Source organism: Cytobacillus solani, from assembly GCF_001420595.1.
Classification (GTDB): domain Bacteria; phylum Bacillota; class Bacilli; order Bacillales; family Cytobacillaceae; genus Cytobacillus; species Cytobacillus solani.
In genome coordinates this window covers 456,070-481,981 of the sequence record NZ_LJIX01000006.1, presented here as the reverse complement: position 1 = coordinate 481,981, position 25,912 = coordinate 456,070, and the positions used below count along the sequence as shown (strand labels likewise).

The 25,912-nt window shown below is 35.8% G+C and carries 28 protein-coding genes and 1 riboswitch; of the genes, 10 read left to right on the top strand and 18 right to left on the bottom strand.

Going from position 1 to position 25,912, the window contains the following annotated elements; genetic code table 11:
• Nucleotides 1-55: 55 nt before the first annotated feature.
• Together AN957_RS04210 and AN957_RS04205 are read right to left on the bottom strand one after the other, a co-directional pair.
• The gene (locus AN957_RS04210) at nucleotides 56-994 is read right to left on the bottom strand and encodes a copper amine oxidase N-terminal domain-containing protein (protein ID WP_053479149.1); all 939 of its coding nucleotides are present in this window, start codon (nucleotides 992-994) and stop codon (nucleotides 56-58) included.
• 71 nt (nucleotides 995-1,065) lie between these two features.
• Entirely contained in the window at nucleotides 1,066-1,689 is a 624-nt protein-coding gene (locus tag AN957_RS04205) for a transglutaminase domain-containing protein (protein ID WP_053479150.1), read from the bottom strand.
• 141 nt (nucleotides 1,690-1,830) lie between these two features.
• Here AN957_RS04205 and AN957_RS04200 point away from each other — a divergent pair, with 141 nt between their 5' ends.
• Both AN957_RS04200 and AN957_RS04195 read left to right on the top strand, forming a co-directional pair.
• Nucleotides 1,831-2,250: a MerR family transcriptional regulator gene (locus tag AN957_RS04200; RefSeq protein ID WP_342668508.1), complete on the top strand. Its 420-nt coding sequence runs from the start codon at nucleotides 1,831-1,833 to the stop codon at nucleotides 2,248-2,250.
• A gap of 49 nt (nucleotides 2,251-2,299) precedes the next feature.
• Nucleotides 2,300-3,592 carry a hemolysin family protein gene (locus AN957_RS04195; protein ID WP_053479152.1) on the top strand — a complete coding sequence of 431 codons (1,293 nt, stop codon included), beginning with the start codon at nucleotides 2,300-2,302 and terminating at the stop codon, nucleotides 3,590-3,592.
• 58 nt (nucleotides 3,593-3,650) lie between these two features.
• Here AN957_RS04195 and AN957_RS28745 read toward each other — a convergent pair whose 3' ends face one another.
• Entirely contained in the window at nucleotides 3,651-5,387 is a 1,737-nt protein-coding gene (locus AN957_RS28745; protein ID WP_056682490.1) for an ABC transporter ATP-binding protein, read from the bottom strand.
• Nucleotides 5,388-5,590: 203 nt separating this feature from the next.
• Here AN957_RS28745 and AN957_RS04185 point away from each other — a divergent pair, with 203 nt between their 5' ends.
• From AN957_RS04185 to AN957_RS04175, 3 genes are all read left to right on the top strand, one after another.
• Nucleotides 5,591-7,042: an ABC transporter permease gene (locus AN957_RS04185; protein ID WP_056682487.1), complete on the top strand. Its 1,452-nt coding sequence runs from the start codon at nucleotides 5,591-5,593 to the stop codon at nucleotides 7,040-7,042.
• 13 nt (nucleotides 7,043-7,055) lie between these two features.
• The gene (locus tag AN957_RS04180; RefSeq protein ID WP_056682483.1) at nucleotides 7,056-8,570 is read left to right on the top strand and encodes an ABC transporter permease; all 1,515 of its coding nucleotides are present in this window, start codon (nucleotides 7,056-7,058) and stop codon (nucleotides 8,568-8,570) included.
• Nucleotides 8,571-8,672: 102 nt separating this feature from the next.
• Complete coding sequence (locus AN957_RS04175) at nucleotides 8,673-10,442, top strand: ABC transporter substrate-binding protein (protein ID WP_379998559.1); 1,770 nt, start codon at nucleotides 8,673-8,675, stop codon at nucleotides 10,440-10,442.
• 49 nt (nucleotides 10,443-10,491) lie between these two features.
• On the opposite strand, the gene guaC is transcribed toward AN957_RS04175, so the two are convergent.
• On the bottom strand, nucleotides 10,492-11,475 hold the full coding sequence (guaC, locus tag AN957_RS04170; RefSeq protein ID WP_053479157.1) for a GMP reductase: 984 nt from the start codon (nucleotides 11,473-11,475) through the stop codon (nucleotides 10,492-10,494).
• A 273-nt stretch (nucleotides 11,476-11,748) separates the two neighbouring features.
• Between guaC and AN957_RS28370 the strand changes: the two genes are divergently transcribed.
• Both AN957_RS28370 and AN957_RS28365 read left to right on the top strand, forming a co-directional pair.
• Entirely contained in the window at nucleotides 11,749-12,036 is a 288-nt protein-coding gene (locus AN957_RS28370; protein ID WP_245637758.1) for an SRPBCC family protein, read from the top strand.
• 26 nt (nucleotides 12,037-12,062) lie between these two features.
• Nucleotides 12,063-12,230: an SRPBCC family protein gene (locus AN957_RS28365; RefSeq protein WP_245637757.1), complete on the top strand. Its 168-nt coding sequence runs from the start codon at nucleotides 12,063-12,065 to the stop codon at nucleotides 12,228-12,230.
• Nucleotides 12,231-12,281: 51 nt separating this feature from the next.
• Here AN957_RS28365 and AN957_RS04160 read toward each other — a convergent pair whose 3' ends face one another.
• The 8 genes from AN957_RS04160 to AN957_RS04120 all read right to left on the bottom strand — a co-directional run bounded on the left by AN957_RS04160 (nucleotide 12,282) and on the right by AN957_RS04120 (nucleotide 18,549).
• Nucleotides 12,282-12,464 (bottom strand): histidine kinase, encoded by a 183-nt coding sequence (locus AN957_RS04160; RefSeq protein WP_231690196.1) that lies wholly within the window; start codon nucleotides 12,462-12,464, stop codon nucleotides 12,282-12,284.
• A gap of 135 nt (nucleotides 12,465-12,599) precedes the next feature.
• Nucleotides 12,600-13,112 (bottom strand): CBO0543 family protein, encoded by a 513-nt coding sequence (locus AN957_RS04155; protein ID WP_053479159.1) that lies wholly within the window; start codon nucleotides 13,110-13,112, stop codon nucleotides 12,600-12,602.
• 143 nt (nucleotides 13,113-13,255) lie between these two features.
• Nucleotides 13,256-13,651 (bottom strand): hypothetical protein, encoded by a 396-nt coding sequence (locus AN957_RS04150; protein ID WP_056682477.1) that lies wholly within the window; start codon nucleotides 13,649-13,651, stop codon nucleotides 13,256-13,258.
• 185 nt (nucleotides 13,652-13,836) lie between these two features.
• Nucleotides 13,837-14,781 carry an EamA family transporter gene (locus AN957_RS04145; protein WP_142108142.1) on the bottom strand — a complete coding sequence of 315 codons (945 nt, stop codon included), beginning with the start codon at nucleotides 14,779-14,781 and terminating at the stop codon, nucleotides 13,837-13,839.
• A 198-nt stretch (nucleotides 14,782-14,979) separates the two neighbouring features.
• Nucleotides 14,980-15,339, bottom strand: a complete 360-nt coding sequence (locus tag AN957_RS04140; RefSeq protein WP_053479161.1) for a protoglobin domain-containing protein — start codon at nucleotides 15,337-15,339, stop codon at nucleotides 14,980-14,982.
• 480 nt (nucleotides 15,340-15,819) lie between these two features.
• Entirely contained in the window at nucleotides 15,820-16,599 is a 780-nt protein-coding gene (locus AN957_RS04130) for a lipid II flippase Amj family protein (protein WP_212139249.1), read from the bottom strand.
• A gap of 67 nt (nucleotides 16,600-16,666) precedes the next feature.
• A complete protein-coding gene (locus AN957_RS04125) occupies nucleotides 16,667-17,341 on the bottom strand; it encodes a phosphatase PAP2 family protein (RefSeq protein WP_056682473.1) in 675 nt (224 codons plus the stop codon).
• A gap of 146 nt (nucleotides 17,342-17,487) precedes the next feature.
• Nucleotides 17,488-18,549, bottom strand: coding sequence for an ATP-binding protein (locus AN957_RS04120; protein ID WP_056682470.1), 1,062 nt, complete (start codon nucleotides 18,547-18,549; stop codon nucleotides 17,488-17,490).
• Nucleotides 18,550-18,887: 338 nt separating this feature from the next.
• A riboswitch (SAM riboswitch) is annotated at nucleotides 18,888-18,987 on the top strand.
• A gap of 98 nt (nucleotides 18,988-19,085) precedes the next feature.
• Between AN957_RS04120 and AN957_RS04115 the strand changes: the two genes are divergently transcribed.
• Nucleotides 19,086-19,844, top strand: coding sequence for a cyclase family protein (locus AN957_RS04115; RefSeq protein WP_056682467.1), 759 nt, complete (start codon nucleotides 19,086-19,088; stop codon nucleotides 19,842-19,844).
• Nucleotides 19,845-19,886: 42 nt separating this feature from the next.
• On the opposite strand, the gene AN957_RS04110 is transcribed toward AN957_RS04115, so the two are convergent.
• On the bottom strand, nucleotides 19,887-20,312 hold the full coding sequence (locus tag AN957_RS04110; RefSeq protein WP_053479166.1) for a hypothetical protein: 426 nt from the start codon (nucleotides 20,310-20,312) through the stop codon (nucleotides 19,887-19,889).
• Between the two features lie 20 nt (nucleotides 20,313-20,332).
• Nucleotides 20,333-20,788: a hypothetical protein gene (locus AN957_RS04105; protein WP_056682464.1), complete on the bottom strand. Its 456-nt coding sequence runs from the start codon at nucleotides 20,786-20,788 to the stop codon at nucleotides 20,333-20,335.
• A gap of 177 nt (nucleotides 20,789-20,965) precedes the next feature.
• Here AN957_RS04105 and AN957_RS04100 point away from each other — a divergent pair, with 177 nt between their 5' ends.
• Nucleotides 20,966-21,181 carry a hypothetical protein gene (locus tag AN957_RS04100; RefSeq protein WP_053479167.1) on the top strand — a complete coding sequence of 72 codons (216 nt, stop codon included), beginning with the start codon at nucleotides 20,966-20,968 and terminating at the stop codon, nucleotides 21,179-21,181.
• A gap of 354 nt (nucleotides 21,182-21,535) precedes the next feature.
• On the opposite strand, the gene AN957_RS04095 is transcribed toward AN957_RS04100, so the two are convergent.
• Nucleotides 21,536-22,174, bottom strand: coding sequence for a FusB/FusC family EF-G-binding protein (locus AN957_RS04095; RefSeq protein ID WP_053479168.1), 639 nt, complete (start codon nucleotides 22,172-22,174; stop codon nucleotides 21,536-21,538).
• Nucleotides 22,175-22,386: 212 nt separating this feature from the next.
• On the opposite strand from AN957_RS04095, the gene AN957_RS04090 reads away from it, so the two are divergent.
• On the top strand, nucleotides 22,387-23,391 hold the full coding sequence (locus AN957_RS04090; protein ID WP_172797687.1) for a DUF3231 family protein: 1,005 nt from the start codon (nucleotides 22,387-22,389) through the stop codon (nucleotides 23,389-23,391).
• A 65-nt stretch (nucleotides 23,392-23,456) separates the two neighbouring features.
• Here the strand turns inward: AN957_RS04090 and AN957_RS04085 are convergent, their stop codons facing one another.
• The 3 genes from AN957_RS04085 to AN957_RS04075 all read right to left on the bottom strand — a co-directional run bounded on the left by AN957_RS04085 (nucleotide 23,457) and on the right by AN957_RS04075 (nucleotide 25,876).
• Nucleotides 23,457-23,720, bottom strand: a complete 264-nt coding sequence (locus AN957_RS04085; RefSeq protein ID WP_053479169.1) for a CD3324 family protein — start codon at nucleotides 23,718-23,720, stop codon at nucleotides 23,457-23,459.
• A gap of 260 nt (nucleotides 23,721-23,980) precedes the next feature.
• Entirely contained in the window at nucleotides 23,981-25,267 is a 1,287-nt protein-coding gene (locus AN957_RS04080) for a S41 family peptidase (RefSeq protein WP_053479170.1), read from the bottom strand.
• Between the two features lie 117 nt (nucleotides 25,268-25,384).
• Nucleotides 25,385-25,876 (bottom strand): DinB family protein, encoded by a 492-nt coding sequence (locus tag AN957_RS04075; RefSeq protein WP_053479171.1) that lies wholly within the window; start codon nucleotides 25,874-25,876, stop codon nucleotides 25,385-25,387.
• Nucleotides 25,877-25,912: the final 36 nt, after the last annotated feature.

Below are 25,912 nucleotides of genomic sequence, written 5' to 3'. Positions count from 1 at the left end.
AGAAAAAAAGACCGTCATAAGACGATCTTATCTGTTTTAGCTACATTGCTGCTGCCTATTGATTATTTAGTAATACCTCAAGAATTTCTTCAGAAACAAAAGCAGCATCATTAATAACAGCAGGTACAGCTTCAAATGATCTTAAGCTGCGATTAAGGCTATATTTCTCTTTTCCAATATAGATTTGAATAGTCTGGTTTTGTTTGCCTAATTCTACTGTAGCGTTTTTGCTATCCCATTTCACTTTATATCCTAAGTGCTCTCCAACCTTTTTAATTGGCAATAGCTTCATTCCATTTTTAATATAATAATCATCGCCAACAACCTCTTGTACTTGCTCAAATAATTTGTCTCGATTATCCCATACGATTATTTTCTTCGGTGTCGTTTGAGCTGGGATGCTTCTGGTTGAGATGTCGTAAAAGACGATTAGTTCTTTCCCCTGAAGCTCCTCTTTCTTAATTTCATCCCCTTGTTTATTAAGGAGAATCGTTTCATCAGCAATATTTAATTTAAGTTCATTATCAAGACTAACATACTGATCATCGAACTTTGAAACTTTAACTTGCCCCAGTTCTTTTCCATTTACAACAATTAATTCAGGTGTAATCCTTGGAGGATAAATCATCGTCATCGGTTTGTTTTTATCATAGTAAGCAGTGATTGTAAATCCTTTAGCTAATTCATCCTTATCAAAAGCCTTAGCTGTGTCACTATTAAACAAAAGTACCTTGTCAGATAGGGGAAAATGCATCTCTGAGTCATTTTCTTGATTTTTAACAATCAAGGTAAGCGATTCTTTATCCTTCTTCACATCTGTAATAAGCCCAGAAAATTTCATGAAATCGGTAGAATCAACAGATTGGATATCGTCTTGCTCTGTTATGCTTTTATTGTTTTCTTTTGACAATTGACTAGTTGCAAAAGCTGAACCTGTACTTATCACTAATCCAGTGATTAAAGTTGCTGTTACTAGCACTGATAGTTTTTTCATTTTTAACCCACCTTCAATTATTTTGTTTCATTGAAGTAGGCGAATAAAAAAAGAAAAAGTTACACTTTTTGTTAGATTTTATCATGATTTCTAATAGATTCTGGACGTTTTAAAAAAAGCTCCCTACAATCCAGCGAATTTTTCATTGATTGAATCACATTTTTAAGCGGCTGGCTATAAACGTAAGGATAATCTATTTCATCTAATTCACCTCGGATTGGATAAGCAAGTTTTTCAGGACTTATGCTAAATTCTGAATAAACTCCTGCTTTATTGCCGCGAGGATCCACTCGAAACCATTGATCCACATCCTCAAGATAAAGAGCATTTAAACCATGCAAAGCATAACCGGATTCACTTGTTCCTTTTCTAGTCACACGCTGATAGCAAAAACCAGCAGGTATATTCATTCCTCTTAATAATGCCGCAAGCAAATGTGCCTTAGCAAAGCATATGCCCTCTATTTTCTCTAATGTTTCCGATGCTGAAATCGTAATCTCTGTACTGTCAATATCAAAGGAATGTTGAATAGTATCCCTCACAAAAAGAAATGCCATTTCTGCTAGTTCTATTTTCGTTTTACCTACATGCTGAAATTCTGCAATCTTCTCTTGAATTAACGGATGCCGAAAATTAATAATTTTGGTTTCTTCTAAATACAACTTTTGAACTTCTTCGGTAATGATTAAATGCATACAGATCCCCCTGATTACAATTTTTGTTCATTATATATTGATAGACTGAAAAGTTCTGTGATTAGCATCAAGTGCGATTCAATGCATATTAGTTGAAAACTGTTTATTTTACTAGTATTATACATCCATAACCATAACGTTATAGTTTGGAGGGTTTACATTGGGACTGCAAAATTAAAAATTGGTGAATTAGCTGAGATAACAGGTATGACAAAGAGAACAATAGACCATTATACAAATCTTGGCTTATTAAAAGCAGAACGTTCCAGCACAAATTATCGTTATTATGATCATTCGTCAATTGAACGCTTAAACTTTATTGAACGATGTAAAAAGGAAAGTATGCCATTAGTTGAGATAAAGAAAAAAATCTTAGAAAAAGACGCAGAGGAAATTGATATTCAAGAACTCAGACTAAAAATGAAAGGATTAGAAAAAGATGTATCTGAGGTTTTAGCATCCCTTGATAAAGGGGATATAAAGAAACTTGAATTTGTCAAAAAGAATATTTCACATGAAAGTCTATCATTAATTCAGACATTACTTTTACTGTTAAACTAACTTTTCAAAATACTAGGAGGTGTACGTCTTACGAGGGTAAGACTACATATTGACAACTATTAACCTACTATTAATTGTAATTTTAATTGCTTTAACTGCTTTTTTCGTAGCAACCGAATTTGCTATCGTAAAAGTACGTACTTCAAGATTAGATCAACTGATTTCGGAAGGAAAAAAAGGGGCAGCTGCAGCTAAAAAGGTTGTCACTCACCTGGATGAATATTTATCTGCCTGCCAGCTAGGTATCACAGTTACAGCACTTGGTATTGGCTGGTTAGGTGAACCTACAATCGAAAAGCTTTTGCATCCTATTTTCGAACAATTAAACTTAAATGAATCTGTTTCACATATCTTATCATTTGCCATTGCATTTTCTATCGTAACTTTTTTGCATGTAGTAGTGGGAGAGCTTGCTCCTAAAACAGTGGCCATTCAAAAAGCAGAAACCATTACGATTCTTTTCGCTACTCCGATCATTTGGTTTTACCGGATCATGTATCCATTTATCTGGTTCTTAAATGGCTCTGCCCGTGTACTAGTTGGAATCTTCGGATTAAAGCCTGCATCAGAACATGAAGTCGCACATTCAGAAGAAGAACTGCGTATCTTGTTATCTGAAAGCTATAAAAGCGGTGAGATTAATAAGAACGAGTTAAAGTATGTAAACAACATCTTTGAATTCGATGAAAGAATTGCAAAAGAAATTATGGTTCCACGAACCGAAATCATTAGTATATCTATTAATGATACGATAAAAGATGTCGTAAATATCATTACAACTGAGAATTATACAAGATACCCAGTAATTGATGGAGATAAAGACAATATTCTTGGCTTCATGAATGTGAAGGAATTATTATCATCTATCTTGATGAATAAAGATCCCCATTTGAGAATGGAAACATTTATTAATCCCATCATTCGTGTGATTGAAACAATTCCAATCCATGACTTATTATTAAAAATGCAAAAAGAACGAATCCATATTGCTATCCTTATGGATGAATATGGCGGAACATCTGGATTAGTTACCGTTGAAGATATTATCGAAGAAATCGTCGGAGAAATACGAGATGAATTCGATGAAGACGAAATTCCAAATATACGTAAATTAAAAGAAGATCATTACATTATTGATGCAAAGTTACTAATTGGTGATGCGAACCACCTGCTTGGTACAGCGATATCCAATGAAGAAATAGATACAATTGGCGGCTGGTTTCTTACTCAAGACATCGATGCCCAAATTGGAACAGAAATAGAATTAGAAGGATATGTGTTTAAAGTCAGTGAAATCGATGGACATCATATTCAATATTTAGAAGTTAAAAAAATAATATAATAAAAATCCGATTGAACGAGCAACAGTTGTTCAATCGGATTTTTTAGTTATTTACTTTTCACACCGGAATGGCCACCCAGTGTCCATTCGATATTTCTACTAGCTTAGAATTTTTTAATTGATATTTATCTTCCTCGGTTTGCTCTTCCATTAATACTCGTTTCTTCCGTTTTTCAACCTTAGGATCTGGGATTGGGATGGCTGAAAGCAGCGATTTCGTATATGCATGCTGCGGATTGGCATAAAGCTCTTCACTTGCAGCCAACTCCACAATTTTCCCTGCATACATCACCGCTACACGGTCACTAATATGCTTAACCATTGAAAGATCATGCGCAATAAATAGGTACGTCAGTCCCAGCCGATGCTGTAAATCTTCTAAAAGCTTAACTACCTGTGATTGAATAGAAACATCGAGTGCAGACAATGGCTCATCACATACAATAAATTTCGGTTCTACTGCAAGCGCACGGGCAATACCAATTCGCTGGCGCTGGCCACCGGAAAACTCATGCGGATAGCGTTCAGCATGAGCAGCCTCAAGTCCAACCATTTCAAGTAATTCTTCCACTCTCCTCTTCCGTTCTCCCCTGCTGCTGCTAAGCTTATGGACATCCAAAGCTTGGCCAACAATATCAAGTACTTTAAATCGCGGGTTGAGGGAAGCATATGGATCCTGAAAAATCATCTGCATATGACGGCGCATTAATTTCATCTCGCTTTTTGACAAACGGTTTACAGGCATCCCCTGATATAATACATCCCCGCCCGTAGGCTCATAAAGTCGCAAAATCGCACGCCCTGTCGTTGACTTACCAGAACCTGATTCACCTACAAGTCCAAGGGTTTCTCCTTCACGAATGTGGAAGCTGATATCATCAACTGCCTTTAACACATTTCCTTTGCCCATATCAAAATGCTGCCTCAATGATTTTACTTCAAGGAGCGGCTTGTTCAAATCTGTTCCTGGCAAAATAAGCGGAGCGGGCTTTTGCTTCTTCTTCTCATCAAGACGCGGCAAAGCATGCAAGAGCTTCTTTGTATATGGATGCTTTGGGTTTTCAAATATCTCTTCCGTAGTACTGGTTTCAACAATTTCTCCTCTCTTCATGACTGCTACCCGATCACACATGCCAGCTACGACACCGAGGTCATGCGTAATTAAGATGATAGAGGTGCCAAAGCGCTCCTGCATATCCTTCATCAAATTCAATATTTGTGCTTGAATGGTCACGTCAAGCGCTGTCGTCGGTTCATCCGCAATAAGGAGTGTAGGACGGCAGGCAAGTGCAATCGCAATCATCACCCGCTGCCTCATGCCACCGGAAAATTCATGCGGATATTGATTATAGCGCACCTCGCTATTACGTATTCCCACAAGCTTCAGAATGTCTATGGCTTGCTTTTTCGCTTCTTTCTTAGACAGCTTTTGATGCTTCATCAAGCTCTCAGCAATTTGCTTACCAATTCGGATTGTCGGATTAAGAGAGGTCATTGGATCCTGAAAAATCATTCCGATATCACGGCCGCGAATCCCCTCCATCTCTTTCTCCGTTTTATCTGCAAGATTGTCACCAAGAAAAGTAATTTCCCCTTCTTTTAAATAGGAAGGAGGAGATGGAAGAAGGCGCATAATTGAACGTGCGGTTACACTTTTCCCGCTGCCCGATTCCCCGACAATTCCTAAAGTCTCTCCCTTTTTCACTTCAAAGCTCACTCCTCGAACAGCCTCAAACTCATGATCTCGAGAAAGAAAGGATACACGTAAATCTTTCACCTGTAAAATAGTTTCCACAACTCACACCTGCCAATTATTTAAATTAATACAAATAAACGAATTTCATCATGCATATATTTTCTAAAAAACGCTTGGTTAAATATATTATGAAAAATTTTCAATTAAAACTACTTATTGACTTTTATATCATCCTAGAAATAAAATATACTATACAGGTCGGAATAATGCAATTTAAAATGAAAGGAGGAAATTAGTAGCTTATGGATGCAGTGAATACAAGCCATTCACAAAAGAGGTTCAATCTATCAGCAATCATTTGCCAGTCATATAGTAAAATACAGCAGCATCCATCCTATAAATATTTGATTTTACTATTGGGATTACCAGTTCTTCTGATTGTCTTGTTAGTCTATCTTTCTAAGAAAAAGAATGATTCTTACACTTCTTTACTTATGGAAATGAAGAAAGCCTTGCTAATATCTGGATATAAAGAAGAATTGATGCTGGAATATAAAGAGCAAATCCTGCGAAAGCAGGCTTTTTTTGGAGAGAAAGCAGGTGAAAAGGATTCAGACAAAATAGCAAAGCAATGGGCAGAAGAGCAGTTCCAGAAAACACTAGTTGAAAAGACGAATTCGCAGCTTGAACAGCTAGGCGAGAAAAGAATCACTTTTGAAGATACCTTTCAAACTCTCGTACGAAACCCGCTTTTCTTAGTTATTACTTTTATCCCGGGCTTGCCTATGTATCTATTTATTCTTTTGTATAGCAACGCTTACCTTAAATACATTTTCGATCGATTAATTATGAGTCTGTTTGTCATTATCGGGGTTGTATTTCTTGTATTTACCATCTTGCACTTATCACCATTTGATCCTGCAGCAAACATTCTTGGTGAAACAGCAACAAAAGAACAAATAGCTGCCTTTAATCATTTGTATGGTCTTGATCAGTCTTATTTTTCTCAATTATGGAATGCCTTGAAAGGAATTGCGACATTTGATCTTGGAACATCCTTTACAGGAAACGAAGATGTTGCTTCAAGTATTGCAAGGAAATTCCCGATCACACTAACCCTAGCCCTGATCTCACTCGCTATGGCTATCCTTATTGCCATTCCAGTTGGAATTATTTCTGCAACAAAGCCAAATTCGTTTTTAGATTACACATTTATGTTTATTGCGCTTATTGGATTATCGATACCAAACTTTTGGCAAGGACTTATTTTCATATTAAACTTCTCCATTAAACTAAAATGGCTTCCGGCAACATTTAGTCCTGAAAATTGGTTATCTATTATTATGCCAGCTGTTGTATTAGGAACGGGATTAACAGCATCGATCGCTCGAATGATGCGCTCATCTACACTTGAAGTAATTAACGAGGATTACATTATTACGGCTAAATCGAAAGGACTAGCTCAGCGACAAGTACTTTGGAAGCATGCAGTTGGAAATGCGATGATTCCAGTTATCACCGTCATTGGTCTCCTGTTTGGAGGGATGCTCGGTGGTGCAGCTGTGACCGAGAAGGTCTTTAATATTAGTGGGATTGGAAGCTACATCGTAGATAAGCAATTTGTACCCGATATTCCTAGTATTTTGGGCGGAGTTGTGTATATTGCCATTACGATTTCTTTAGTCAACTTATTCGTTGATATCTTGTATGCGTTCTTCGATCCTCGCATCCGTTCGAAAATGAAACAATATTAAAGCAGGTGGAATGATGTCCAAGATAAAGGAATTACCTAATTATCAAAAAAAACATGCACGAAAGTTGTCATCAGAATATATGCAAGCAAGCTTTACTTCCATTGTTTCGCTTGTACTCACAGTGATTCTATTACTATCAAGCTATGATTTTTCAATACAAACGGTGAAACCTTTTGTGTTCGGCGCTTTCGCAGCATATGCACTATTTACCTGCATACAGATCGTCATCACCTTTTTGATAAAAAAAGATCTTCAACAATTTGGCTATCTGCAATCTAGAACAAGAAAATGGGGGTATATCCAGCTGCTAAGTATAGCAACCGGGAACCTCTTCATTGTAACTGCTGCCTCTCAATTGGTTAAGGAGAAAAAGACAACCGAATACACGATTGCCGTATATATGCTGATCACGCAATTCTTTATTATTGGCGTATCCGCCCTTAATCTGTTTAAGCCCTATGTAGCGGATACGTTTCTTTTAGGCATGTTTGGTCTTATTGGAATGGCCATTTTTCAACTGATCACTCTTATTCTAGTGACCAAATATATTACGGAAGGGAATCTTATTCCCAGAAGGATGGTATATATCACTATCCCGCTTATGCTGACTGCTATAACAGGAAATCTCTTTGCACTTTTGCTTGGCTGGAACCTGATTAGCAAAATCAAGAATAGCAACAAAGAAAGCACAGGGCAATGGATTATTATTTGGGAGAAAATCTCAAGGAATACAACATCCATGTTAAGTCTCTTTTTTATTGTTTTTGTATTTTCTATCTCTATATGCAGCTATTTAACTTTTGACTATTCAATGGCGGTGGAGAATAATTACAGCGCAACACTTCAATCTCCAAGCCTTGCCTACCCGCTCGGAACCGATAATTTCGGAAGAGATTTATTTTCAAGAATCGTCTTCGGGGCTCGAATCTCCCTCATTGTAGGGGTAATTTCTACAGCAATTCCTTTCGTAATCGGCGGAATCCTTGGAGCCATTTCCGGTTACTATGGCCAACGCACAGATAATATCATTATGCGATTGCTTGATGTTTTGTACGCTATTCCAGGAATTTTATTGGCAATCGTTATTATCGCTGCTTTTGGATCAAATACAGTAACGTTGATTCTTGCACTCAGTGTTGGTTCCATTCCAACTTATGCGAGAACCATGCGTGCAAATGTCTTAATGGTATCAAATTATGAATATGTTGATTCTGCTCGTGCACTTGGTACGAGTACGGGATCCATCATTTTCAAGCATGTTGTGCCAAATTCAATGGCACCAATGATTGTAAAATCCACTTTGACGATTGGAAGTGCAGTCATCGCCACGAGCAGCTTAAGCTACCTCGGTCTTGGAATTGAGCCTCATATTCCGGAGTGGGGAAACATTTTAAAACTTGGAAGCACATATCTTGAGTCTCATTCCTATCTAGCAATCTATCCGGGTCTTGCCATTATTGCACTCGTTCTCTCCTTTAATTTTCTAGGAGATGGATTACGAGATGCACTTGATCCAAAAATAGACTAAGTAAGAGCAAAGCTATATTAGCTTCTAAATATTAATAGAACCATATAGGAGGAACCTATTGTGAAAAAAACATTTATCCCCCTTCTTCTTGCTTTCGTTCTAATGTTAGCGGGCTGTGTAAACACAAAGTCAGATGTTGAAGAAGGAAAAAAGTCTAAAAATGACGGTGTCACTAATGATGATAAAGTTAAGATTGAAATCCTTGGGATGAGCAGCGGAGAAGATGACATTAACATTGTCCGTGACCAGCTTGTGAAAAATGGCTTTGATGTAAAACTGAACCTTCAGCCGGATTACGGCAGCTTTAAAGCTCAGCAGGATGCAGGAAATTATGATGTTGCATTATCTAGCTGGACAACGGTAACTGGAAACCCTGATTATGCAGTCCGCTCTCTTTTCAAATCTGGCGGTGATTACAGTATCATGGCTGATGAAGAAGTCGATAAACTCATTGATTTAGCAAGCACACAAACACCTGAGGAATATGTAGATACTTACAAGCAATTAGAACAGCGTCTTGTTTTTGATAAAGCTTATATTGCTCCTCTATATATCTCATATAAGGCACAAGGAATAAATAAAGATGTTTTAAATATAGATACAGTCAGACTTTCAAAGTCACGCGCACTTGCTTGGGAAACAATCGATTTTAATGATACAGCGAAGCGCGAAACAGATCCGCTTATTTTACAGCAATCGATTTCCACCCTAACATCACTTGATCCGATTAAAGGAAACGATGGTTCAATCAATACAATTAATACAAACATGTATGTACGTCTAATTAACTTAACAGATGACGATAAAATTACTTCCGAAGGATCATTATCACATAACCATAGCATTGCAGAAGGAAACTCAGAGTACTACTTCTTGTTAAGAGATGATATTCATTTTGCAAAAATCACAGATAAAAAAGCTGTTGATACAGGAGAACGTGTCGGTGCAGATGATGTCATCTTCTCATTAAATCGTGCAAAAGATAAAAACTCTGTTCCAGATCACCGCACATACAGTCTGCACGAGCATATTAAAGATGCAGAAGTCGTTACAGATCTTAATGCACTTGATGTGAAGCAATCTGGCAGCGACAAAACTGTAAGAGAAACACTTGAAGATGGACTTGGTGTAAAAATTTCCGAGCTTGTAGCTGATAAAACACAAGCAAATAATAAAGAAGGAAAATACCAAGTTGTTAAAATGACAACAACAGAGCCTTTCCCTCAAGTATTAAACTATTTAGCACACCAATCTGCTGGAATTGTATCTAAGAAACAGGTTGAAAGCATCAATACGTATGATGTCGATTCATTTGATGTAAACAAAGACATTCCATATGGTGACCAAAATACGGTTACTGAAGGGGATAAATACAACAATTCACTATATGCAAGCGGTCCATACATCTTATCTTATAAAAACGATTATGAAGCTGTATTTTACAAGAATCCTGCATATATGATAGGAACAGAAAACGAGCCTAAAATTTCAAACATTACCGTTCGTTTCATCCAAGATACAGATAGTGCTCTGTCCGCACTTCGCAACGGAGAAATTTATATGTACTATGGGGTTCCTGAAACAAAATACGACGTTGTCGAGAATGACAGCAAGCTGCACCTGCAACGAATTGAAAGCAACGGGGTCAGCTACTTACTTTTCAACACAGCAAATCGTGAAGTCGCAATAAGTGATGATTTAAGAAAAGCAGTTCTATATTCCATCAACCAAGATGAAATTTTAAGCTATTACCAAAACAATAAAATTAAAGCTGTTTCTACTGTAAGCCCAATCGTAAATACAGGAAATGAGCTTAAGGCTGATCCTGCGAAAGCACAGGAGTTTTTAAATAAATATAAGGCCAGCAAATAATATGATTAAAGGGTAGCCGCTTCGGCTACCCTTTCTTGTTACAAGACAATTAATAAACCTTATCTCCATTAAAGATAGAATTCTTCACAACCACATAATCCACATTGCGAATCGCTTCCAGCTTGTTACCTCCAGCATAAGAGATTGAAGATTGAAGATCCTGCTCCATTTCAATTAATGTATCTTCCAACAAACCTTTATGCTCAACAAACATTTTTTTGCCTTCTACATTCTTCTTTTCACCTTTTTGGAATTCAGAAGCTGAACCAAAATATTCTTTAAAAAGCTTCCCATCTTTTTCAATGGTTTCACCTGGAGATTCTTCATGCCCAGCAAATAATGATCCGATCATAACCATCGTTGCACCAAATCTTACAGACTTCGCGATATCTCCATGTGTACGAATGCCGCCGTCTGCAATAATTGGTTTACTTGCTGCTTTTGCACACCAGCGAAGCGCCGCTAATTGCCATCCGCCAGTCCCGAATCCAGTTTTAATTTTTGTGATGCACACCTTCCCTGGTCCAATGCCAACCTTTGTTGCATCTGCACCAGCATGCTCTAATTCTCTTACTGCTTCAGGTGTTCCCACATTTCCAGCAATAACAAAGCTTTCTGGCAAATGCTTCTTAATATGTTTAATCATCTCAATCACTGCATTTGAATGACCATGAGCGATATCGATTGTAATATAATCTGGTATTAGCTGTTCCTCAGCTAATTGTTGGATAAAGCGATATTCTTCCTCTTTTACACCAACACTTATAGATGCAATAAGTCCACGTGATTTCATATCTTGAATAAATAATATTCTTTTTTCCGGTTCAAAACGATGCATGACATAAAAATAACCATTTTCAGCCAAATATACTGAAATTTTTTCGTCAATAATTGTTTGCATATTAGCTGGAACGACTGGCAGCTTAAATGTATGCTTGCCTAACTTAACAGTTGTATCACATTCAGAACGGCTATTCACAATACATTTCGCCGGAATTAATTGAATATCTTCGTAATCAAACACATTTTCCATCTATTACACCCCTAAACACGAATATTATATTTCATTCGAATAAAAACGTTCGTACAATAGGTAATTTACATGATTATTATTCGTATGTCAAAGCTTTTTTATGTTTGCTAAGAGGATAATGTTTCCTAGCGATTGAAAAATGGTAAAAATCATTATCCTTCTCTTAATCAATGAGTCTGTATAGCTAAAGATATGGGTTAATTCAGAATATTCTTTTTAGTCATTCTAACAAATGGTAACTAAATGAGCATATTTTTATAGGGGGAGTTAAAAATGAAGGCTATTTCCAGTGAAGTTGGCATCACAAATACTATTATTATTCATGTACCATTAAGTTTAGTTTGGCATGCTTGGACCATTTCCGAACGTGTTTCCCAATGGTTTGCACCGGAGACAGTAATTGAAGCTAAGGAAGGCGGCGCATTTGAGCTATACTTTGTTCCAGGGAATCGAACAGGAATGAATACTAGAGGGTGTAAAATTATTAAGATGGTTGATCAAGAAGAGCTACAGTTCAGCTGGAAAGGACCAGACCAATTCGAAGAAATAATGAAGAATTAAAGTCTGTAAAAGTAAATCTTGTAGCGATGGATGAGGGGGCAACAAAAGTCATTATCGAACATACTGGATTTAAGAATGAAGATCGTTGGTCAGAAGCAATCAAGTGGCATCAAATGGCATGGTCAGGGGTTTTAAACAGTTTAAAATCAGCACTCGAAAAGGGCGAAGGAGAATTATGCTGCCAGCCTAACTAGAATAAATGATTTATATTAGAATCCCAGCATAGCTGGGATTTCGTTGCATAATCACTTCTTCTCTTTATCTACATTAAATAAGAAATAGGAGATTCCTCCAGATAATATGGCAGCACCTGCAGAGATAATTATTCTAATTTGCAGATCAATCTCGGAATAATCCTTTGCAAGCATCCACATAGCTAATACAGCTACAAGAACCATAATAGGGATAACAAATGTGAACTTATTCAAAATATATCTTCCCTTCACTATTCATTCTACAATAAGCATACTCCACTGTTAAATTATAATAAAATTATCCGTTTACCACTTATTTTACTATAATTTAAAAATGCGATCTTCTTTACTTACTGAAGAATCGCATTTTCATCTATTTACATACTTTTCATTAATCTCTTTGTTATCCGCAGGGACTTTGAAGAACCAATTGTGAAAGACACGTGAAATATAATAAGTAACCCATATCGATGAAAAACTCCAGTACCAACCCCATTTATTGTATGTAATCAATTTTGTATACTTCTCAATAAAAAATTCAAGGACTGTAAGTAAGGATGTATTTGCAAAATAGTAGAGAAATTTAATCCCTCTATTCCTATTCTCAGGATAGTATAAATTAAACAACGCACATAAAGATGGATAAACAAAATACTCAAAAGTAAAGCTCGATTTAGTCGCATTTTTAAAGAAAAGTCGGAATGGATATTTTATTTTACCTGTTTCGACGACCATGAGCCCAAAGAACCAAGTCATAAATTGTTTAAATAAAAATAATGGAACTGCCTCACGAAGCCTTTTTCTTGGCAAAAATAGAAGCAATAATATTGATGTGATTACCCACGTTGAAATTTCAATTCTCTTTTCGATTTTGTACCCCATAACAGTCCCTCCCCGCTATGGTTAATTTCCCCAATAAAGCTCCGAATCATGTATAAAAAAATGAACTTACAAAAAATTGGTCAGCCAAATAGGTAGACTCTTTGAGACTGCCACTGGATGTAAGTTCATTTCGTGAATCTCTATTACTCCACCCGCTTTACGTAGATTGCCAGTGAAGAGCTAGCTTTGATACAGCCAACTAAATCTGACTCTTTTAGTAATCCTAAATTTAATGCGGCCTTTATTTTCTCCTCATCCGGTTTCTTTTGGATTAAATCAAGGAAATTTAATTTTTCTAGGCGATTAACAGTGTCCTCTTGTTCATATTTTTCTGTCACTCTTACTTGCCTTTGTAATTTATAATCACCAATGGCTATGTCTCCTCTTGTGTCCTTTCCTACAGCCATGTCAAAATATTGATTAAATGCCTTCTTTAGCTCATTCAATTCTGTTTCAATCTCTTTTTTCTTAAGATTTAACTCATGATAATTAGCCAGCATTTCTTTCGTAATTAAAGAACCCACATTATTTTTCAGCATGATCCCCTCATTCCATTAATGATAGTTCATCATATTGTGTAATAAGAAAAAATATTCCCTTAAATTGGTCCCAGGTCCCTCTATGAAACAAAGTAGCAGGTAACGTTCGTTATACAGAAACACTTAACCATAAAAAAACTACCTCTTCTCGATAAGGTAGTTTCTCTTCGTAACAATTTAAGAGCTCATGCACTTAATGTATTCGCTTTTGATCCTTCTTTATTTTTCACAAAGGATAATATGATAATTGTACTTATAATACATAATGTCCCTAGCCACTCTTCGTGCCCAAAAGATACATGAAGCCAAACAACTGATAAAAATGCAGCTGATAACGGCTCAACACTGGCTAAGATACTTGTTTCTGAAGCGCTAATATATTTTAGGCTTTCTAAATAGCAATAAAAAGCAATAAGTGTTCCAAAAATGATGATAAATAGTACGGCTAAAAAGGCGTTTAACGACCATTGCCCAACAAATTTCCAAGGTGGATGAATAAGGCTAAATGATAATCCCCCTATCAACATCCCCCAGCCAATGACAAGGGCTGATCCCCATTTTGCAAGAAGCCTTAGAGGCTGCAATGTGTAGTAAGCTAAGGCCACTGCAGAAGCCAGTCCCCAAAATAAGGCAATACCTGAAATAGATAAACTGCTCATGCTTCCCTTTGTCACTAAAAGGAAGGTTCCCAAAAGTGCTAAAACAACTGCAATCAATTCTTTTATAGTCGGAAGCCTCTTTGCTCTTAGAGCTATGAAGCATGAAATCATCGCTGGAGCTAAATACTGTAAGACAGTAGCTGTAGCTGCATTAGAATGTTCAATGGCTGCAAAAAAGGTATACTGAACGGCGAGCATTCCAAAAATACTAAATAGTACTAGGCTTGACACATCCTTTTTATCTTTCCAGATGTCCCATATTCTCTGATTGCCCTTTAAACTTGCCAAGCATAAGAGAATGGTCCCAGAAACGAGCAACCGAACAACAACCAGCCATTCTGGGCTAAATCTACTGTATTGAAATAAATATTGGGCAACTGTACCAGATACCCCCCATAAAACGGCCCCTATCAAAACCATCATGATTCCCTTTGTTCTCGCAGAAGAGACCATCAATTTTTGTCCATACATAAGCTTCCCTCTAAAAAATGACTTTTAACTTTTCAGTTTGATTAATATGTAGTATATCACATCTTTTCATTTCATCTACCACAATTTTCAAGTAGCTAGATTGCACCCACAATGAAAAAAGCACCATATTTGTTTGCTCTAAACAGGCTCTTTTAAAATGAAAAAGCCAGAAGAACTTTCCTTCTGGCAATAGTTGAATTACTTATTAATTAAATGATTCATTAATTTTCTAATTTTCTCCACTAAGTTCAGCTTTATCGAATCTTCTATTTCCATTTCATTTATTGTTTCTTCCATTGTGCGCATCCAGATTCCAGCTCGCTCTGGTGTTGTTTGGAACGGGTGTCTTTCATTTACTTGTTTAACATTCTTTTCATCGTCCGCCGGTGAATCATCCGTAACCAAGCGGCTTATAAATGAACGCTGCCTGCTCTTAAGCAGTTCAATATCCACCCCTCTCTCAGCGAACATTGCACTGTAATAAGAATCCTTTATTAACTTACTATAAAAACGGTCAACTAATTCACCAATTTTTTCTTGTTCTAATGTGTTCGACATATATAATACTCCCCTATTCTTATTCGCATTTTCAATGTTATTATAGTGAATACACAAATAATATACTGTGAGATAAAACACACATTGAGCTTTAACATAGCCTAAATAAAAAGACCCTTTGTTTTTCAGCAAAGAGTCTAAATAGAAATCAAGGGGAACTTTTCCCACCTATTTTCTTAAGTTCTAGTTTACATTTTCGACAATTAATTAAATGAATGTCTCTAAAAAGAATAGATCTATATAGAACTTTCCGATTAGTTAGCGCTTCATCACGATATTGCGCTCCACAAATGCAGGCAGATTCATTCCTAACACCATGAACTTTTCCCCTTTTACATATAACAGTCGGATATATCATTATTATCCCTTCTTTATTCCAATCTACTAGCTACAGTATTAGACGTGGATTAAGAGTAAAAGGTTTCCCTCCGAAAAAAGTAAGTATTAATATTATTATAACCTTAAACTATCTCAATATTATTAATAAAAACTAGCAATTAGTATCGCAGCAGGGTAAATCAAAATTTGGCCAATTAATGTTCCAAGAAGCTTTGTTCCGATTAACATAACTACAAGTGCTTTAACATCCCCATATGGCCGTTTTTTTCTTAAAGCTTGGTCTGTAATAATTGCAGACTGCGGGTCTACCAACAACGTTAATAATATGGTGGCAACACCGTTAATCATTCCAGAAGAGCCCGCAGCGGCTAATAGAAATTCTTCGTCTACAAAGTAAGCTGCATAATAGGCAGAAATCACCCCTATTGTATAAATAGCTGTAATTACTGTGTTTAGAATTAAAAGCCGTTTTGGAATTTCTCTATAACGCAAGCTATAAAACATCTTTTTACGCGGTTTCGTTGTCTTTTTTAACATACGCTTAATGTTCGAAACGCTTAATGCCTCTACTACAATGGAAGGAACTGAACCCTTTGTTTCAAGTCTATTTACAGCGATCGCAAATAGTTTAAGAAAAGTAGGTATGAATAGGATCCCTATAAGCGTACCAATTGTTGCCGAGAAAATGACCAGTCGAATATCTTTTAAAGGATCTATCTCTTTCGCAATGCTAATTCCTATAAGTGTACCGATCAATGGTGCTTGAAACATATTGGCGGTCCTAGATACAAGAACAAAAATATTAAATAAAGACATGGAAAGTGCAAATTTTCCGCTCTTCACGGAATTTAACCGCACGGAGTAAGACAGTGTATCAACTAAATGAATTAATACTGTTAGCACCATTAACCCTAGGAGCATTTCCATTCACCCCAATTGTAAATTTCGACTCGGATTTAATAGATTCTCTTTTGATATTGAGCTATTTTTACCCTTTGCTAGTCGAGGTTTTGTATGTACGTTTTCTGCTGCGACTTTCTTGATACCTCTGGAAGAACCAAATCACCATACCAAGCCAGCACCCACTTGCAAAATAGCCAGCAATTATATCACTTGGATAATGCACCCCTAAATAAATACGACTTATTCCAATGGAAAAAATCATTAATGCACTGATAATGATTAATGTTGTTCGACCAGCTCTTGAAGGGATATGCCGCCATAGCAGAAAAGATATGACAGTATATACTGTAAATGCGTTCATCGCATGCCCGCTCGGAAAACTGTAGCTCTCGATCTCAATTAGCCGATGTAGTTCAGGGCGAGCCCGTTGAAAAGAGTACTTTAATAGTTGATTCAGCATAGCTGATCCTATTATTGCTACAATAAATAAAATCAATTCTATTCGATGTTTAAGAACTACGTATAAGAAAATAATTACAAGTATCGATAGAACAATAACTGCTTTTGTATCTCCAATAAATGTAAAAACTTTCATAACAACGGTTAAGGCTGAATTTTCCAATCCTTGTACAAATGAAATAACCGTACTGTCAAATTGAACGATTTTATTAACGCGAACAATAAATGCCATGAAGCTGAACGCTAAAAGAGAGAGTATACTTATAATAATAGGGATTGAAAGCTGAGATTTATCATTCATCCTAACAAAGTCACCTCAAATATTTATTTCATATCTATAGGGTGACAATTATCGGGTCTTTTATTTATGGCACACCTAAATTCTATTAAAAAAGTGTGCTAGTCCTTATTGTTTAACACACAATTTCATTTTCTAACATAACCCGATCATTGAACAACAGGCAATATCACTTCTACCTGTGTTCCCCTATTCAGTTCACTTTCAATCTTTATTTCTCCTTGATGGTCTTCGATTATTTTTTTCGTAACGATAAGCCCAAGACCAGTTCCATCACCTTTTGTTGTATAAAATGGAGTAAACAGCTTATTCAGCTCAGATTGATTTATGCCACAGCCTTGATCGATAAAGCTAATCGAGATTTCATTCTTTAATTCATGCTTTAAAAGAATCTTGAACATTCCACCGTTATCCATTGAATCTAGGCCATTTTTTATAAGGTTAATACACACCTGCTTAATCTGATTTTCTACACATTCAATCAATGGAATCGACTCATCCATTTCTACTGATAACGAAATATTTTTTTCATTAGCCTGTTGTTTCGTTATCGATATCACATAGAAAATAATCTCTTTCAAACAACTCTTTTGGAATTGAGTGTTTTTTGGCTTTCCAAGCAGCAAGAGATCATTTACGATTAAATCTATCCGCTCAATTTCTTGCTCCATAATTGAAAAATACTTCTGATCCTGAACATATTTTTCTTTTTGCAGCTGTGTAAACCCTTTTAATGAAGCAAGAGGATTTCGGATTTCATGTCCAATCGAAGTTGCCATTTGACCGATAAATGTCAGCTTTTCCTTATGCCTTAATTCCTCATTTGCAGAGGTTAATGCATAAATATAAGAATTGAATCGATTTAATAAAATGTAGGTAATCACAGAAAAAATAATGATTAAAGCAATCGGGATAACCACTACCATTGAATGAATAAGTAAACCTACAATAAAATATCTGGAAATAGAAACAATCGTAACAACCCAATAGAAACATTTATTAATAAAAAGGGGCGAAAATAATATTAGGATTAATTCTGCCGCATTCCCGCTTGCATATTCGCCAGATTCACTCGAAAATAGAATGATGTCACTTAGTGCCGTAAGTATCATATAAACAAGAATGTAAATATATTTTATTGCGTGCTGTTTTTCCTTTCTAACTAATAATAAGCAACTGGAATTAATCCAAAGATGATCACATAATTCCAATAGCCTAACGGGCTATTTATCCCTGTTTCTGAATGCAGAATATACTTTGGATACAAGTAGTAGTAAAAAAAATCATATAAAACTAAGGTTATATAAAAGGTGATTAAATACATTTAAGTGCCCGCTTCTCTTCATGAAGCAGCCAAGTATGGATATTCTGTTTTTTCATACATTTCCTCACAAAAATAGATTATATTTATTATAACCCTTAAGTGAGGAAAATCGACAAATCCCTACTTTTATCCCACATTTTTTTCTATTTCGAAAATTCTTTTTTCGTCTTGACAATTCCAATTATTAGATGTAGGGTAGGTATAAATAAATTAAATATGCAATTTTTCTTATCCAGAGAGGTGGAGGGACTGGCCCATTGATACCTCAGCAACAGACGATAATGTACTGTGCTAATTCCAGAAGCGTCATGCTTGAAGATAAGAAGAGCCGAAAGCGTGAATGCCAAACCTCTTCTTGTTTAAAGAAGGGGTTTTTTATTTTTAATAAAAGCCCCATCATCTAATTCTAATGAGGTGATCTGTATGTCAAATGAGTTAACGAAAGTATCAAACGAATTACTCCAAGCCATTCAACTATTAAAGGAAAAAGAATGGGTTGATTTAACCCATACATTCGGTCCTGGTTCACCGCATTTCTCAGCATTTGATTCAGCAGAATTCCAGACTTTATTTAATCATGATGATGGATTTTTCGCACAAAGCTTTAAATTTGCTGGACAGTACGGCACACATATTGATGCACCGATCCATTTCGTCCGGAATACGAGGTATCTAGATGAAGTAGGATTAAAAGAATTAGTTTTGCCGCTAGTTGTCATCGATCGATCAAAGGAAGCCGCTTTAAATAACGACTTTACTTTAACTGTCGATGATATTTATGGTTTTGAAGAGGTGTATGGGAAGATTGAAGAAGGGTCATTTGTTGCCCTGCGTACGGATTGGAGCAAACGCTGGCCGGATAGAGAAGCATTTGAAAACAAAGACGATGATGGTCAAAACCATGCCCCTGGCTGGTCAGTCGATGCATTGAGGTTTTTAATAGAGGAAAGAAAAATTAAAGCCATTGGCCATGAAACGTTTGACACTGATTCAAGCATAGACTATCAAAAAAACGGAAAACTCTTAGCTGAATATTACATTCTTGAACAGGATACGTATCAAATTGAATTATTAACAAACTTAGACAAAATACCTGCTAAAGGAGCAGTCATCTTCAATATTGTCCCAAAACCAGAAAAAGCCTCTGGATTTCCTGTCAGGTCTTTCGCCATCTTGCCTTAAGAGAGAATAGTAAAAGGGCAATGCTAAGGACAGCATGGCCCTTCAGGTTTTCCTATTATTCATTCGTATCATAATCGTAAATACTGCAACAATTAACATAACAAAGGTCAATACGATAATGACATTCTCCAGCCAATGCTTAGGTGCTTCATGAACATAATCAGCTTTATACCATTTACTTTCTTCTACCTCAACTGCAATCGCTATTTTCGGGGAAATGCCTTTGATTTCATAATACTTCGTGCCTTTTGGATACATATTTGATGCGTCACCAAAATATTCTCCAGTCATTTCATCCGTGCCTCTTTTTACTTTACCTATGACGTCTCCGATATCAGATACCTCTTCATCGGTTACTTCATATACATTTCCTTTCCATACAACGAAAGGATACGCCCAGCTAAGTGCTTGAACAGATAACTGACTTGTAAAAATGAAACACAATAGAAATAAGATGAGCTTTCTCAAATACACCCCCCCTCCCTTGCCTATTCCACCTCTAAAGCAAAAGCATAGAAAGCGTCCCCGTTGGATACATTTTCTTGCTTTTCATCCATCCACCATACTCCGTAGGAAAAATAATAGATTCCCTTTTGTGCAGGTGCCGTAAACTCATGATCCTTAACTAATATCTCCACTTCTTCCTTTTCCTCATTTATTTGTAAGAGATGTATACTATTTGGCTTTGGCTCATAATCCATTACAAGATTAATCTTCTCACCAGGTTTTACTTTTACTGGCGCTTTCCCTTCTAACATTTCCACTGGTCCCGCAGTATCGATGCACGAATTCCCCCAGCAGTATGTACCTAATTTTGTATCATATTTCTCATTGGCAATTTCAATGAAAACTTCTGGTGGTTTTGATGAAAGTAAATTACCGTTCGCGCAGCCTGCAAGGATAAAGAATACGGAAGTAATTGAAAAATATAACCATTTTTTCATATCGATTCCTCCTATTTTATAAATAGACGTTCTTTTCTAAATAAAGTTGCTTATTCACAATAAAAACAACCCATGCTAAATTTTTATTATCAGAATATAACAAATAATTATTGTTGATTCCATGCTAATAATCAGTTTCATTTCAAAATTTTCACTATCGAAAAAGAGGGAAAGCAGATGAATGGAAAATTTCAAAGTAAACACTTTAAACTTGAAGAAGTGAGCAATAGTATTTATGCAGTATTAGCAAAAGAAGGTGGAGGGGCTGCGGCAAATGCAGGTTTTGTAGATTTAGGAGGAAAAGTAATCGTTTTTGATACATTTAACACACAACAAGCATCTCAAGATTTAAAGCATATTGCGGAATCAATCACAAATCACCCTGTTACATAGGTGATTAATAGTCATTGGCATGGTGACCATATTAGGGGGAACCAAATATTTAAGGATCGGATTATTATTTCAAGCCAGTACACATACTCAAAAATGAAAGACATTCACCCCTCAAGGATTGCAGCCCAGAAAAATGATATAAGTGATTTAACAAGTTATATCCAATCCTTAAAAGACCAGCTTGTTCAAAAAACCGATACTCCATTACAATATCAGGTTTTCCGCAGAATCTAAAAATAGTAGAAGATTTATAAAACAAGTGATGAAGGGAACTCCTATCTTGCGAAGTTCCCTTTTTGCAATCTAAATGAACAACATTAGCTTAATGTTGAACCATAGAATCATCTTACCTGTTTATCCCTTCATTCCGTTAATAAAATCCGCTAATCTGTCTAATGATTTAATATTTTGATTGCATTTTTGACTATCTTGGCAAATATAATTACCTCTCTTTATATATGTTCCTTGTTCTGATCCTCTCATTTCCATGATAAACATGCCTAATTCTTCATGGCCATGACAAATTGTGCAAATTCCTTTTTTGCTAACATTTTTAAAAGAACCATGAAGCCCAACTAATTTATCATTTTGCTCAGCAACAATATATTTTTTATTTGAGCCTGTATCATTCCATCCTAAATAAGATATTTCATATCGATCTATCTGATCTAGTGAGGGGACTTTTAACTTCTTTGCCTTTGGGAATAATTTTTTTATTGAATGTTCGGTTATATCTTTAAAAGGAATCACATACTGCTTTAATTGTGATAAAAATACCTCTGCTTGATCTCTCTCTCTAATTTCAACGATCGGATTGAATATTTGTCTTTGCTCTCCACTTAGATCATCGAACAAATGTATTATCTTTTCATCCGTAAGGGTTTTCAATGCATTAAGAACCCCTTTATCATTGACGGTTGTATATCCATTGATGAGTATTTGTATTTGATTTTTAATATAGTTATATTGATCACTTCTAATGAAAGGCTCCATTCTTTTTTCACTCCTGTAATAAACATATTTCCATTTAACATTATAAGGTACGCAATATGGATTCAATGGAAAAATTGGTTAGGAATTAAAAAAGCCATATAAAATAACATTGATACAACTGTTTATTTAAAGTGAAAGTGTGTCTCTTAATAACATTTTTTTTAATTCATAACAATTACTAATTGGTAAATAATATTCCAAGAGGTGATATTGTGGATGGGAATAAACTAAAACTCACATCCTCCGAAATAGGAACGTTATGGGGAGAGTATGTGAACGGCACAATGATAGATGTGGTAAATAGATATATGTATTCTATTATTGAAGACGAGCAAATAAAATCCATTTTCGACAGTGCTATTAACACATTTGGAAAACAAAAAAAAGAAATTGTAACCTTTTTTGAGGAAGAAGGGTTTCCAGTTCCAATTGGCTTTACCGAATCTGATCTCTTTAAAGGTAAACAAAGATTGTTCACAGATATATTTTGCTTGAATTATTTACATATCATGACCTTACATGGTTTGCTCGGACATACCACTTCATTAGCGGTTTCTGTTAGAAAAGACTTGAGGGAATTTTACGATTCATGCGATAATGATGCGAAAAAAATGTATCATCAAACCATTGAGCTTTTACTTGAAAAAGGAAGTTTTCAAAGAGACCCTTTATTTTATCCAGCCAAAAACCCTGAGTTTATTTCCAGCCAAGATTTCACAGATGGATTTTTCGGAAAGGGCAGAAAGTTAGCTGCTACAGAGATCATTAGTATTTCTTTCAACCTCAAAAAAAGTATTATGGCTAAAACCCTTTCTATTGCATTCAGTCAAGTTGCTCAAACAAAAGAAGTAAGAAAGTTTCTTACGGATTCCGAAAAAACGGCTGATGGGCAAATAAAATCATTTTCAAAAATAATGCAGGCGGATAATTTGCCTGTTCCGAAATCCTGGGAAACAGAAGTGACAACTTCAACAGACTCCCCTTTTTCTGAAAAGTTAATGTTGTATCATATAGGTTTCTTATTTCAAGCCGCACAAAATTATCATGGGGCAGGTCTTGCATCCGCCATGCGAACAGACCTAGTAGCAGCTTATGAAGGGACCATTCTGAAAAATCTTTTAGTAACAAAGAAATGGTTTAATATAATGGTACAAAATAAATGGTTAGAACAACCGCCACTTGCTCCTAATAGAAATGAAATTGCAAAAGAAGTGTAGAGTGTGTTTACTAAATAATGTAAAAAACAGTGGGAAGCAATCATTTCCCACTGTTTTGGACTCAATCATTTAGAATATACGATTTTTTTAATCGTTTCGGATGAGAGATAATATTCTTCAGCTAATTGATCAATGGTTATTCCACCTTTAAACGCAGTTCTTATAGCAGAATTTCTTTCATCAATCGCCTTTCTCGTACCAGACCGCGTTCCCCATTTACGATGGGATGCTTTCTTTTTCGGGATATAAATCGTCTCACCTTGAATATATTTTTGAATTTCTATAATTAAACTTTCAGGTAAAATTGCGTTTGCTTTTACATTTTTCATTTCTGGTTAGCCCCTCATTTATTTTTTTAAAATAAGGTGCAAAGCCAAATGAATTAGAAAAGCGTACTTGGGCGATTTTTAAATTCAAAGTCTACCCCATGCAAAGTATCGCCTTTCCAAAACTAGGCTTTGCATGAGATGCTACAGAATCTGGCCTTCTTATCGCCAATTCGATCACCTCCTATACTTACTTTTAATCCCATTATAATAAAAGAACGCTCTTTATGGCTAATGGAACATTTTGATCAAAGCATTTCTGCCTATTTTTCCTTAATCAGTTCAATTACTTTTTCTAACTGAATATCTTTATTTGAAATAATTGATTCTCTTGTTTTTTGAACTAAATAGTCTGGATAAATCGCGTCTTTGTAGGTCTTGGAAAGGATATATTCTTTTGTTGATAAAGACAAATTTATCTGACTATTCGAAAGTACTCCACTGATCACCTCTCCGAATGCAAAAGGGGAATTTCCGGTAGGTTCACCAATAAGTATACCGATATTATTTTCTTGTATGACGCTCGCAAACATATTAGCTGAACTAAAAGTATTATTACTTATAAGCACAAAAGTGTTTCTTGTAAAATTCGAGTAATTATTAATGTTTGAAGGTTGTATACGATTTATAAAAGCATCAATAACTGCAGAATTCCCCCCTGCATTTTGCCGTAAATCAATAACAATATTCCCTATACCATCCCTTTTGACTTCCTTAAAAAAGTTACTTACACTTTTCCGGTACTCCCTTGTATCAATACATGCATGTAAATAATAGTATCCAATATTATTTTCGTGGTCTAAGGACCAGCCAAATGTATTTGAATCGTTGTATCGTTTATACCAACTATACCAGCTATCCTCTGCATTAGTCATTTGCGAATCAGCTACATCTTTCTTTACAAGGGGAATTCTTACCTTCCTTCTTTTCCCCTGTATGTTTTCTACAGTTACTACTACATGGTTATGTTTAATCAACGAGAGCTTCTTCAAATAATATTCATCTCTAATTAGAAAATTTGCTCGAAACTTTTTCCAGTAGGGGTTCTCCGCCGAAATGAATCCTCCTAAATCCTTAACAATTTCTTCAACTTCCATTCCACCTAGACTGACAATAAGATCCCCTTTTTCAACACCATATCCACTCTCTAAAACTGTCCACCCCTCTTCCGTCCAATCAAGAAGTAATGGCAGCCTTTTTCGATCATCTAGCATCACTAGACCCGTATGAGCATCCTCCATTTCCGCGATAAATTCTTGAAGAATAAAATAAAAGTCCGCTGCACTTTTTTCTGAATCTAATTCATTCTTTATTTCATCTATACGCTTATCCCAAACTTCCTTTGTCATATTCCTTGCAGGATCGGGATGTCTAGCTAGGATCCTATCTATTAAAAATTGAAAGTCCTCCTGCATTTCATCTGGCTTTAGCATTACAGCTGGATTTACTTCCTTTTGCCCCCATATATACCAGCTCAAAATAATAAGAAAGAATAATATACCTATTCCTGCAGAAATTCGGCTCTTATTTAGGATGCTTTCTATTTTCACCGCATCCACCCCTTAAATACACATATTCCTAATTATACCAGGGGATATCACGCAATTTTCTAACTTATATGACAAAAAATCGACTGTTCAAAATCAACAGTCGATTAATAAACATTATTATTTACTTTGTTCAGGCAAAGGAATTATTTCTCTTCTAATAAAGTTTGCAGAAACTGGCTTCTTTCCGATTTCTCTTGCCCAGACTGAAATTTGACCAATATGATGAATTTCATGAGCAATTACATGACGCATCACTTCACCCCAGGTAAAGATATCCGTTCGCCCATCTGGCAAAGAATCATGAAGGAGATTGCTTTCCATGCTCAAATCCCAATTTCTCACAAATTCTTCTACTTCCACGCGGAATTTTGCATCAAGCTCTCTTACCTTTTGCAGACTTTTATACTCTTCAAAGCTTTCCTGAAAGTCAGGTTTGCCTTGAAGAAGACGAATCCAGCTCCATTCAACATCAATGATGTGAAAAAGTGTATGCAAAATTCCTCCTACCCCACCCGTTCGGACTAAAAGAAGCTCCTCCTCTTCAACGTCTTCACACCATTGATACCAATCTTCCCTTATCAACCAATTATACTGAAACAATGCTTTCATGAAATCCCTCCATTATGTCTAAAAATTCTAAATATA

Coding starts and splice junctions, on each gene's coding strand:
- AN957_RS04210 (WP_053479149.1), bottom strand. CDS start 994: ATGAAAAAACTATCAGTGCTAGTAACAGCAACTTTAATCACTGGATTA.
- AN957_RS04205 (WP_053479150.1), bottom strand. CDS start 1,689: ATGCATTTAATCATTACCGAAGAAGTTCAAAAGTTGTATTTAGAAGAA.
- AN957_RS04185 (WP_056682487.1), top strand. CDS start 5,591: ATGGATGCAGTGAATACAAGCCATTCACAAAAGAGGTTCAATCTATCA.
- AN957_RS04180 (WP_056682483.1), top strand. CDS start 7,056: ATGTCCAAGATAAAGGAATTACCTAATTATCAAAAAAAACATGCACGA.
- AN957_RS04175 (WP_379998559.1), top strand. CDS start 8,673: ATGTTAGCGGGCTGTGTAAACACAAAGTCAGATGTTGAAGAAGGAAAA.
- guaC (WP_053479157.1), bottom strand. CDS start 11,475: ATGGAAAATGTGTTTGATTACGAAGATATTCAATTAATTCCGGCGAAA.
- AN957_RS28370 (WP_245637758.1), top strand. CDS start 11,749: ATGAAGGCTATTTCCAGTGAAGTTGGCATCACAAATACTATTATTATT.
- AN957_RS28365 (WP_245637757.1), top strand. CDS start 12,063: ATGGATGAGGGGGCAACAAAAGTCATTATCGAACATACTGGATTTAAG.
- AN957_RS04155 (WP_053479159.1), bottom strand. CDS start 13,112: ATGGGGTACAAAATCGAAAAGAGAATTGAAATTTCAACGTGGGTAATC.
- AN957_RS04150 (WP_056682477.1), bottom strand. CDS start 13,651: ATGCTGAAAAATAATGTGGGTTCTTTAATTACGAAAGAAATGCTGGCT.
- AN957_RS04145 (WP_142108142.1), bottom strand. CDS start 14,781: ATGTATGGACAAAAATTGATGGTCTCTTCTGCGAGAACAAAGGGAATC.
- AN957_RS04140 (WP_053479161.1), bottom strand. CDS start 15,339: ATGTCGAACACATTAGAACAAGAAAAAATTGGTGAATTAGTTGACCGT.
- AN957_RS04130 (WP_212139249.1), bottom strand. CDS start 16,599: ATGCTCCTAGGGTTAATGGTGCTAACAGTATTAATTCATTTAGTTGAT.
- AN957_RS04125 (WP_056682473.1), bottom strand. CDS start 17,341: ATGAATGATAAATCTCAGCTTTCAATCCCTATTATTATAAGTATACTC.
- AN957_RS04115 (WP_056682467.1), top strand. CDS start 19,086: ATGTCAAATGAGTTAACGAAAGTATCAAACGAATTACTCCAAGCCATT.
- AN957_RS04105 (WP_056682464.1), bottom strand. CDS start 20,788: ATGAAAAAATGGTTATATTTTTCAATTACTTCCGTATTCTTTATCCTT.
- AN957_RS04100 (WP_053479167.1), top strand. CDS start 20,966: ATGAATGGAAAATTTCAAAGTAAACACTTTAAACTTGAAGAAGTGAGC.
- AN957_RS04095 (WP_053479168.1), bottom strand. CDS start 22,174: ATGGAGCCTTTCATTAGAAGTGATCAATATAACTATATTAAAAATCAA.
- AN957_RS04085 (WP_053479169.1), bottom strand. CDS start 23,720: ATGAAAAATGTAAAAGCAAACGCAATTTTACCTGAAAGTTTAATTATA.
- AN957_RS04075 (WP_053479171.1), bottom strand. CDS start 25,876: ATGAAAGCATTGTTTCAGTATAATTGGTTGATAAGGGAAGATTGGTAT.